This window comes from Mesorhizobium sp. M7A.F.Ca.CA.003.01.2.1 (assembly GCF_003998945.1).
Taxonomy (GTDB): domain Bacteria; phylum Pseudomonadota; class Alphaproteobacteria; order Rhizobiales; family Rhizobiaceae; genus Mesorhizobium; species Mesorhizobium ciceri.
Genome location: NZ_RZRA01000135.1, coordinates 1 through 7,967 on the forward strand (window position 1 = coordinate 1; position 7,967 = coordinate 7,967).

Genomic DNA, 7,967 nt, shown 5'->3' on the forward strand with positions numbered 1-7,967 from the left:
GAAAGTGGTGCGCACCGCACTCCAGGATGCCGGCTCGATCGCAGCCCTTCTGATCACCGCCGAAGCGATGATCACCGACGTTCCGGCCAAGGATGCAGCACCTGCGGGTGGCGGCGGTGGCGGCATGGGCGGCTACTAAAACCCAGGATTTGTCCGATCTGTTGGAGATGTGAATGGCGGCCCCGATCGGGGCCGCTACGATTCTCAAGATGATCATCGCAAAGTTTACGCAGTCGCCCGGCTCAGTCCCGGGAGGCAATCATGATCTTGCGGCTTTCGAAGGGGACGCAATCCACGCTAGACTGTCCAGGCGGCCGTCTGGTTGCGGAGCTCGCCGGACTTTGGCAAGCGATCGGACGAACCGCCATCCCCGACACGGAGACACGTTCATGTTTGCGGCCAAGGCCATCGACACCTCAGACAAGCCCGCGTTCTACCGCGACCTCGCCACCCAATTGAAGGCGCTGCTCGAGGGTGAGCGCGATTCGATCGCCAACGCCGCCAACACCGCAGCACTCATCTTCCAGATGGTGCCGGACCTCAACTGGGCCGGTTTCTATTTCCTGCAGTCGGACGAGGAAATGGTGCTCGGGCCTTTCCAGGGCAAGCCGGCCTGTGTGCGCATCGCCGTCGGCAAGGGCGTGTGCGGAACGGCGGTCGAACTCGGCACCTCGATGCTGATCAAGGACGTGCATGATTTTCCCGGCCACATCGCCTGCGATGCCGATTCGCGCTCGGAACTGGTGGTGCTGCTCGAGGACGATGAAGGCGTCTTCGGCGTGCTCGATCTCGACAGCCCGCTGCCCGGCCGCTTCGACAAGGCCGACCAGGCCGGCATCGAGACGCTGGCGGCGATCTATGCCGCGGCGAGTTCGTTCGAGGACTGAGCTGCGTCCTACGGCTCGGTCTTCAGCGCGCGATTGAAAGCTGCAATCGTCATGTCGATCAGTTGCGCGTGAATATCACCGCGCGATCGTGCTCCACCGTCATCGCAAACCGGGTCGCCGATCTGTTCGGCCGCAATGATGCCGGCAGCGCCGGGCTTACATTCGCCGAACATGCTGTAGTGGCTCGCATCCGCGATCGTCGCATAGCTCGCCTTTGAAATTGCTTTTGCGATCTCGGATGCGTCGGCGGTCACGGGAATCTTTCCTGGTCGGCCAAGATTGACGATAGCGACCGGAATTTTGATACCGGCAAAGCTTTTGACATCGAAGACATCGGATGGGGCAGGATCGATCGCCATGGCGAAATGAATGCGCTCATCCCGGTTGTCCCGACCGGCGGCCTGCAAATCCATGGCGTGAAGATCGACGCCGCTTTGCCTGACCCAGTCGCAGAGCGAGGCATTGAGCAGGTCCGTATCGCAATAGGCCGCCAGCAATTTCGGATCGATGCGGGCACCGGCTATCGCCAGCGCCGTGTTGCCGCCCATGGAAAGACCGAGGACGCCTACTTTGCCTTGTTCGAGGTGCCCTGCGAAGAAAGCGTCCTTCGCCGTCGCGGTCAGGGCAGCCGTGAGATCGGCGGGCCGCAACCAGAGTTTCATCGTCTCGGCGGCGGATCTGTTTTTCCCCGTATTTCCCGGGTGTGTGGGAGCGGCGACGACGAATCCCTGCCTGGCCAGAGGCGTTGCAATCCAGCTCAGGGCGTGTGGGGTTCCCGCCAGGCCAGCGCCATGCGAAAGCAGGATAAGCGGGAATTTTCCGCCAGCGATAGGCGCATCGCGCATGGCGGCCGTTCCGGCGAAAAGCGCGGTGTCGCCTGATATAACCATCTCGCCGCCCGGTTGCGCGGGATACCAGACCGTCACATCGAGATCGATGCCGCGCTCCTTGGATGGGGCAGGGAACTGACGAACGCCGACATTGTCGCCGGCGTCTGCGGGGTGTTGCATGAGCGCCGTGGAAACAGCGACGGCGCAGAGCATAGTCCAGAATTTCATTGAAATCTCCGTTGTCGAACGCGCCCTATAGGTGGCAAGGCCGGAGGCTACAGCGTCCGGGCAAGCTGGCGGTCATGTTCGATTGCAGTGTTAGCGACCCAATGTCAGCGGATCGGAGCGAAGTCCGCGACCTTGATCGCGATCAAGGACGTGCTTTATCGCGATTGAGTACCGTTCAGTGCGGAACGGCGCTGCCGATTTCAGCCGCCCGCCGGTTCGCAAGCGAGGGCGCCGCGTCAGGCGCGTTCCGGTCCCGCCAGGCGAGCGGGGTCATATCGGTGACGCGGCGGAATTCGCGGTTGAAGTTCGACTTGGTCTGGAAGCCGACCGCAAACATGATCTCCGTCACGGACTGATCGGTCTCGCTCAGCAGCCGGCAGGCCTCGGTGATGCGGTGTCCGTTGACATATTGCGAGACGTTCCTGGCCGTGGCCCGGTTGATCGCCATTGAGATCTGCCGTGCTGGAATTCCGGCGCGCCGGGCAAGCCGGTTGAGGTTGAGATTGGCGTCGCGATATAGTTTTTTCTCCTGCATCAACTCGTTGACCCTGGCGATCGCATCGGCGTTCTCGCCGGCGTCGGGTGGGGACGAAGTCTCGACGGGCTCGGCGGCATTGAGCGGGACATGGCTTTGGCTGGCCGCAGCCGCCGCCATGCCGACAATGACGAGCATGAAAAGATTGCCGATGCCGATCACGGTTGCCGCGCGAGCGCCATGTCCCGACGCCAGATCGAAGGACACCAGCATGTCGACGGCTCCCGACAGGCACAGCGTAGCTGCCGCGAAAAGGATGGCCCTGTAGACCGGGACCGCGCCGTCGAAGGGCGCAAGGCGAAGCCCGTCGGCGCCGGAGCGAAGCAGCCAGAGAATGGCGGCGGCGTAGGTGAAATCGATTGATGTCAGCGCCACGTCGATCGCCTCGCGCCAAAAGATTATCAGCATGATGATGATGACCGCGGGTGTCGCGTGGAGCCCCAGCAGGGCCGGCCACCGGCGGTCGCTGGTGCGAACCAGGCTCGATACGCCGGCGTAGAGCAGAGACGGCATGATCGCGGCGGATACGGGGGCGATATAGCCGACTTCGCTGATGCCATAGCCCCAGCGCAGTCCGGTGAGCACCGATTGCAACGCTGCAACAAGGATCAGGGCGAGAAACGGCAGGTTCGGTGCTGCCTCATCCTGGCGGCTGGCGACGACCCAAAGCAGGATGAACAGCGACAGGGCGACGACGAAGGGTAAGGGAACAAACGGCATGGATCGGGTGCGGGCTCGCGTGTTGATGCGCGGCAGACCGTAGCCGATGTGATTTGATTCCCAAACTCGCTTGTGCCGTCTGCGTGCCGGCGATCAAGCTCAGGCGAACTTCACCAGCATCAGGCTGAAGCAGCCGATGAACAGGAAGGCCGAGAAGGCGAGCGCCAGCGGGCGCAGGCCGCGCGAGCGCAGCTGAGAGATGTCGGCCTGCAGGCCCATGGCGGCCAGGCCCATGGTCAGCATGATGGTGGTGGCGAGCGCCATTGCCGATTTCATCTCGGTGGGCACCGTGACCAAGCTGTTCAACGCCACGACAGCGACGAAGGCGGCGACGAACCACGGCATGGGCGGCCGCGCCGCCACCTCACTGCTGCTCCTGCCGCGCGCCATCAGGCCGAGCGCGACGACCATCGGCGCCAGCATGGCGACGCGGGTCAGCTTGGCGACGGTGGCGATCTCGCCGGACTGGGTGCCGTTCTGAAAGCCGGCGCCGATGACTTGCGCCACCTCGTGGATCGAGGCGCCGGCCCACAGGCCGAAAGCGTGCTGGTCGAGGCCGAGCATGGGCGCCATGAGTGGGAAGCCGAGCATGGCGACGGTGCCGAACAAGGTGATCGAGGCGACGGCGTAGGTGACGTCCTCGTCGCGCGCATCGGTGACGATGTTGGTGGCGACGATGGCCGAAGCGCCGCAGATCGAGGTGCCGGCGGCGATCAACTGCGCCAGCTTGGCGTCGACGCCGATCAGCCGGCCAAGCGTGATGGTGAAAACGAAGGTGGCGCCAAGCGTCGCCGCGACAATGCCGACGCCGCCAGCGCCGATCGAGACCACCTGGCCGAGCGTCAGCTGGAAGCCGAGCAGCACGATGGCGAAGCGCAACAGGCGCTTTTGCGAGAATGCGATACCGGCTTTGGCGTGCACGGGCGTGCCGAGCACGTTGGAGTAGATCATGCCGGCGACGACGGCGAGGATCATTGGACTGAACAGCGCGAAGCCGGAAACATTGCGCGCCGAGAAGGCGACGGCAGTGATCATCGTGACCAGCACGATGCCGGGGACGATGCCATTCCAGCTAAGGGATTTTCGCCCTTGCGCGACATCGGCAGGAAACGCGCTTTTTGGAATATCGTTCGCGAAGTGGGAAACGGAAGACAATGCAATGCTCCAGGCGAGTATGCCGGGAGAATGCCATTCCTAAACCAATCTTTCCAACGAATTATTTTCGTTAGAATGATCGATTTTTACGAACGATCCACGGGCGCTGCCGCGCAGACGTCGCTTTCTGGGCGACCTGGATTAAAGCTGCGCCTCGATCGCGGCCTTGTCGATCACCGACCAGACGTTCCTGATCCGGTCGTCGAGGAATTCATAGAAGACGTTCTCGCTGAAGGACACCTTCCTGCCGTTTATAGGGAGCCCGAAGAAGGTTCCCTTCGGCGTGCAGTTGAACTGAAGCCGGCTGGCTAGGAACGGCGGTTCGGCGATCAGCAACTGGATATCGAAATAGAGGTCTGGGATTTCCCGAAAATCGCGCTCCAGCATGTCCTGGTAACCCGACAGTCCGACGCGGTCGCCATTGTAGTGCACCTCGTCATGAACGAAGCGATGCAGCTTCTGCCAGTCCTGATTGTTGAGGCAGGCGATGTAGCCTCGATAGAGGTCGGTCACGGTCACGGCGATGGCTCCGGTGCTGATGCCCGCCATATTGCGACAGGGCTGAAGGCCAGGACGTACAATAAAAGCAACACATAGCGGGCCGTAGTCCTGTTGCCAGTGCCCAAGTTCAGGGAACAATTCCGAATTCGTGTCCGCTCATCACCTGGTCCAACGCACGCTGATCAACGTGCTCGCTGTCAACCGAGGCCTCAAGTTGGGTCAACGGTGCTTGCAGCGTCCAGGTGACACCGTGGCTATCATGCTCGAGAACACCGGTGCCGCTCACCGCGGCTGGAGCGACGCGCCGCAGCACCACGCTGCCGAAACCACCATGGCCGATCGTCTGTACTTCAGGACCATCTCTCTCTTTCCAGATCAGCTGGAACTGTTTCTGGCCGACCAGTCCGGTTACCTTCCATTGCACCGTTATCGTTCCCTCTGCGGCCGAAAGGACGCCGTATTTAGCGGAATTGGTCGCGAGTTCATGAAACGCTATGCCGAGGTACTGGACGGCATTGGGGCTCAGCGTCAGGGAAGGGCCCGACATTGAGATCCGCTCCTCGTTGCCGAACGGTTTGGCCTGCGCAAGCAGCAGTTCGAAGATCGTGGCGCCCTTCCAGTCGCCGGAAACCAGAAGGTCATGCGAGAGCGACAACGCCATGATGCGCTCGCGCACCTGACGTTCGAACTGGGCCGGCGTCGATGACCGCTTGCTGGTCTCCCGGATCATCGAGATGATGACGGAATACTGGTTCTTCACCCGGTGGTTGACCTCGCGCATCAGCATGCGGATGCGATATTCGTTCTCCTTGGCTACTGATATGTCGCGGGCGATCTTCGAGGCGCCGACGATCTGCCCGACGGCGTTGCGCACCGGCGAGATTGTCAGGGATACGGGCACAAGGCTGCCGTCCTTGCGGCGGCGGATGGTTTCGTAGGTCTCGACCTGCTCGCCTTTGCGGATGCGCTCCAATATGCGCGGCTCTTCGTCCAAATGGTCGTCCGGTATCAGCATAGTTACCGACCTTCCGATTGCTTCGTCGGCGGTGTAACCGAACAGACGTTGGGCGGCTGAGTTCCAGCTCCTGATGACTCCGTTCAAATCCTTGCTGACGATGGCATCGAAGGAAGACTCCACGATGGCTGACAGATGATGCCTGGCCTCGTCGGCATGATGGCGGTCAGTGAGATCGAACAGCATATTGACGGCGCCGACCAGTCTGCCCTGCTCGTCATGAAGCGGTGTGGGATAGGGAAGGAACGGCACACGCGTGCCGTCCGGGCGTTGGGAGATAGCCGACTGGTTTCTGACCGGCCGGTTCTCCTTTAGCGCGACAGCCATCGGGCATTGGTCATGCGGCAACACTTCACCGTCGGTCGTGAACAGCTTGTGCGTCACACACCATTGGTCTTTTCCGAGCTCGGGTTCGCGCCCAGCGAAATCTGCCGCGGCCCGATTGAAATAGGTGATCTTGCCTTCGGTGTCGGTGGTGTAGATTGCTACGGGAAGATTATCGAGGATTTGGTGGGGCAGATCAAAGGTCGAGCTCGAGGTTTTCGTCACTTGCGCCACGTATAGGAGTTCCAGTTAACCGCAGTGAACGCGGTGCCGCGGAAATGGTTCCGCGACCATTTCCGGGGATAGTCACCGCAGGCGGCGGCGAGTCAAAGCCGGGTGGAAGCTGCTCACCGACTTACTCCTTGCCCCGGTAGCGCAGCGCGTCGACCAGCAGCGAGAAGGCCGGCGTGGCTTGCCGGCGGCTGGGGTAATAGAGATGGTAGCCGGGGAAGGGCCCGCACCAGTCGGCGAGCACACGCACCAGCCGGCCGTTGGCCAGATGGGCCGTCACCTGCTCCTCAGGCAGATAGGCAAGGCCGAGGCCGGCGAGCACCGCGTTCATGCGCAGAGCGGCCGTGTTGAACACAAGCTGGCCTTCGACCCGAACCTTCAGCTCGCGTCCGGCCTTCTCGAACTCCCAGGCATAGAGCCCGCCATAGGTGGGCAGCCGCAGATTGATGCAATTGTGGGTGGTCAGGTTCTGCGGCGTGCGCGGCTTTGGTCGGGTAGCGAAATAGGCTGGCGAGCCGACCACCGCCATGCGCATGTCGGGGCCGATGCGCACCGCGATCATGTCGCGCGCCACCTGTTCGCCCAGCCGCACGCCGGCGTCGAAGCGCTCGGCGACGATGTCGGTCAGTCCATAGTCGACGATGATCTCGACCTTGATGTCGGGATAGTCGGGCAGCAGCGGGGCGATCGCCGGCCACAGGACCGCATCGGCGGCGTGCTCACCGGCGGTGATGCGGATGGCGCCGGCGGGTTTTTCCCGCAATGCGCTCAAGGCAATGAGCTCGGTCTCGATCTCGTCCAGCCGCGGCCCGACGGTGCGAAGCAGCCGCTCCCCGGCTTCGGTGGGCGACACGCTGCGCGTGGTGCGGGTCAGGAGCCGTACACCCAGCCGCTCCTCCAGCGCCCGCACCGTGTGGCTGAGCGCCGATTGGGAAACCCCGAGCTTGGCCGCCGCCCTGGTGAAGCTTTCCTCGCGCGCCACAGCGAGGAAGGCGGTTAGCTCGTTCAGGTTGTCACGTGGCATTCATGAGCCCCCTTCATAAGATCATGCTGGATATAGCACCTAATCGGCACCAATCGCAGACCCTAGATAGGCGTTATCACACCGGGCACCTCCGGCCGTCTCTAAAGCCGGGCGGTCGTGTCATGGCTGTTGCCAGGAAGGGACAAAACCATGGACATCACGCGAAACGGCTCTCAGGCCTCGGCCAAGGGATCGGCCGACTATTTCACCGGTGCGGTGCGCATCGACGCGCCGTTCAAGGGCAGCGAGCCCGCCCGGGTCGGCGGCGCCACCGTGACTTTCGAGCCCGGCGCGCGCACCGCCTGGCACACGCATCCGCTCGGCCAGACGCTGATCGTCCTCTCGGGCGCCGGCCTGGCGCAGCGCGAGGGCGGCCCGATCGAATCGATCCAGCCCGGCGACATCGTCTGGTTCGCGCCCGGAGAGAAGCATTGGCATGGCGCCGCGCCGACCACGGCGATGAGCCACATCGCTATCGCCGAAGCGCTCGACGGCAAGGTCGTCGACTGGTTGGAGC

8 protein-coding genes are annotated in these 7,967 nt (G+C 62.7%); 2 read left to right on the forward strand and 6 right to left on the reverse strand.

The genetic code is table 11. The features are described from left to right. Positions 1 to 389: 389 nt before the first annotated feature. The gene (locus EN969_RS08285) at positions 390 to 887 is read left to right on the forward strand and encodes a GAF domain-containing protein (protein ID WP_063168667.1); all 498 of its coding nucleotides are present in this window, start codon (positions 390 to 392) and stop codon (positions 885 to 887) included. Positions 888 to 895: 8 nt separating this feature from the next. Here EN969_RS08285 and EN969_RS08290 read toward each other — a convergent pair whose 3' ends face one another. The 6 genes from EN969_RS08290 to EN969_RS08315 all read right to left on the reverse strand — a co-directional run bounded on the left by EN969_RS08290 (position 896) and on the right by EN969_RS08315 (position 7,450). Next, on the reverse strand, positions 896 to 1,945 hold the full coding sequence (locus EN969_RS08290) for a dienelactone hydrolase (RefSeq protein WP_063168666.1): 1,050 nt from the start codon (positions 1,943 to 1,945) through the stop codon (positions 896 to 898). Positions 1,946 to 2,120: 175 nt separating this feature from the next. Then, positions 2,121 to 3,200, reverse strand: a complete 1,080-nt coding sequence (locus EN969_RS08295) for an AraC family transcriptional regulator (RefSeq protein WP_063168665.1) — start codon at positions 3,198 to 3,200, stop codon at positions 2,121 to 2,123. Between the two features lie 99 nt (positions 3,201 to 3,299). Continuing rightward, positions 3,300 to 4,355, reverse strand: coding sequence for a YeiH family protein (locus EN969_RS08300; RefSeq protein ID WP_063168664.1), 1,056 nt, complete (start codon positions 4,353 to 4,355; stop codon positions 3,300 to 3,302). Between the two features lie 141 nt (positions 4,356 to 4,496). Continuing rightward, on the reverse strand, positions 4,497 to 4,874 hold the full coding sequence (locus EN969_RS08305; RefSeq protein ID WP_024501791.1) for an ester cyclase: 378 nt from the start codon (positions 4,872 to 4,874) through the stop codon (positions 4,497 to 4,499). A 109-nt stretch (positions 4,875 to 4,983) separates the two neighbouring features. Next, entirely contained in the window at positions 4,984 to 6,429 is a 1,446-nt protein-coding gene (locus EN969_RS08310; protein ID WP_013530540.1) for a PAS domain S-box protein, read from the reverse strand. A gap of 121 nt (positions 6,430 to 6,550) precedes the next feature. Beyond that, entirely contained in the window at positions 6,551 to 7,450 is a 900-nt protein-coding gene (locus tag EN969_RS08315; RefSeq protein ID WP_063168663.1) for a LysR family transcriptional regulator, read from the reverse strand. A gap of 150 nt (positions 7,451 to 7,600) precedes the next feature. Here EN969_RS08315 and EN969_RS08320 point away from each other — a divergent pair. Continuing rightward, positions 7,601 to 7,967 (forward strand): cupin domain-containing protein (locus tag EN969_RS08320; RefSeq protein WP_164758180.1); only part of this gene is annotated, 367 nt, incomplete at its 3' end.

What these genes read in the sequence shown, in the direction of transcription:
- EN969_RS08285 (WP_063168667.1), top strand. Translation starts at nt 390, where the DNA reads ATGTTTGCGGCCAAGGCCATCGACACCTCAGACAAGCCCGCGTTCTAC.
- EN969_RS08290 (WP_063168666.1), bottom strand. Translation starts at nt 1,945, where the DNA reads ATGAAATTCTGGACTATGCTCTGCGCCGTCGCTGTTTCCACGGCGCTC.
- EN969_RS08295 (WP_063168665.1), bottom strand. Translation starts at nt 3,200, where the DNA reads ATGCCGTTTGTTCCCTTACCCTTCGTCGTCGCCCTGTCGCTGTTCATC.
- EN969_RS08315 (WP_063168663.1), bottom strand. Translation starts at nt 7,450, where the DNA reads ATGCCACGTGACAACCTGAACGAGCTAACCGCCTTCCTCGCTGTGGCG.